Below are 1,590 nucleotides of genomic sequence, written 5' to 3'. Positions count from 1 at the left end.
GCGGTCGAGTAATAAATGCGACGTCGCTGTTTCATGCCCACACTCCATCTTTGCTAAAAGATTAGAGTGTTGCGCTGACCAATTGAGCCCGCCGCACATTTCGGACGTCACCGATCACGCTGACGATGTCCGCTCATCGGGGTAGACCAGACATCCCGGCTGCGCCAGCCGAGGTCCGGAAATGACCCTCAGCGGGCGTCACGACCGTACGGCACTATCATTGTGAAAATCATGCTATGCCTAAAGTCTGCTGGCTGATGGAGCCGACGATGCCTTTGAAAAAGGAATTTTCTGATCTGCGCCTGTCGTTCGAGCCGCTGACGCTCTACCAGAAATTCGAGCAAGTCTGCGTCCTGATGCTGACCACGCTGATCGCCATCATCATTGCCCTCGCGCTGTGGAATCTGACGCTGAAAATCCTGCTCAGCATCTGGGCAACCAATTTCGATCCGACCGATTATGGTGTGTTCCAGACGGTGTTCGGCATGATCTTTACCGTCATCATTGCACTCGAGTTCAAGCGCTCCCTGCTGGTGGTGGCGGAGCGGCGCGACAGTATTGTGCAAGTACGCTCTGTCATCCTGATTGCGCTGCTGGCGGTGGTACGCAAATTGATCATTCTCGATCTGTCGAGCACGGATGCCTTCCATCTGCTGGCGCTCGCCGCAGCCATCCTCGCGCTGGGCGCCGTCTATTGGCTGGTGCGCGACCAAGGGCAGCCGCGCGAAATCATCGCGGCGGGAGACGGATGAGGTTGCATTGCAATGCGGTCGCTACAAAAGCTGACAAAACGAGTTCAAATTCGAAGTTCCTAGCCTGACGCGAGGAAACATGTTGCCAGCAAACCGACCTGCACTTCTGTTGTTGGCACCTTTGAGACATGCCGACTGTATCAAGCAATGTCCGCTTTCAGGGGTAACCCGGAAGACATTTGCTCACACTGAGTTCTTCTGAGTTTGACCCATACCGGACATCGCTACGTCGCGCGTTTGATCATGACTGATTGACCAACCCCATTGTGAGCAGCACAGACAAGAAAAGGAAACCAACGAAAAGGATAGCCATGCTGATCACGCCCAGCCAATACATTGATGGATTGTTCGTTCTATCATAAACCGTGAACGTGTAGTGCTTGCTGGGAAAATAGTAAGCGCGTCCGCCGCCTTTGAGCCATCGGCCGGTTCGCACTGCCATCCACCAGACACGTCCCACACCGTACGCGAGCAATATCGTGCATCCCCATAGCAGCAAGAGCAAAAAGTAATGCATTGGGTTCGGCTCCAGCGTTACCAGCCCCGGGCAAGCTCTCAATCCGGTTTGATTTGGCGACGTATTCTTTGTCCGTGGGTGGACGAAGAAGAACAAATGTTAAGAGACCATTTCAAAGAACTTCCAAACTGCCTCGGACACAATAAAGGAAATTGGGGGGGGGGCGTAGATTGTTGGCGAACCGGCCATGTCTGTTGATGGCACCTTTGAGACTGCCGACTGCATTGAGCAATGTCCGCTTCTCTAATCGGCCGTTTGGGGTCAAGCACTTTCAGACTATCCGCCATCACAGTGTCGATGTCGCTCGCGGGCTCGTGCTTC

Annotated in this window: 1 protein-coding gene; it reads left to right on the top strand. The window is 54.0% G+C overall.

What is annotated here, in order from left to right; genetic code table 11:
• The first annotated feature begins 269 nt into the window (after positions 1–269).
• A complete protein-coding gene (locus tag N554_RS0130510) occupies positions 270–752 on the top strand; it encodes a phosphate-starvation-inducible PsiE family protein (RefSeq protein WP_051677805.1) in 483 nt (160 codons plus the stop codon).
• Positions 753–1,590: the final 838 nt, after the last annotated feature.

Source organism: Bradyrhizobium sp. URHD0069, from assembly GCF_000701345.1.
Taxonomy (GTDB): Bacteria; Pseudomonadota; Alphaproteobacteria; order Rhizobiales; family Xanthobacteraceae; genus Bradyrhizobium.
Note: the sequence above shows the minus strand (reverse complement) of the source record. Positions and strands in the feature narration are given on the sequence as shown.

Coding starts and splice junctions, on each gene's coding strand:
- N554_RS0130510 (WP_051677805.1), top strand. CDS start 270: ATGCCTTTGAAAAAGGAATTTTCTGATCTGCGCCTGTCGTTCGAGCCG.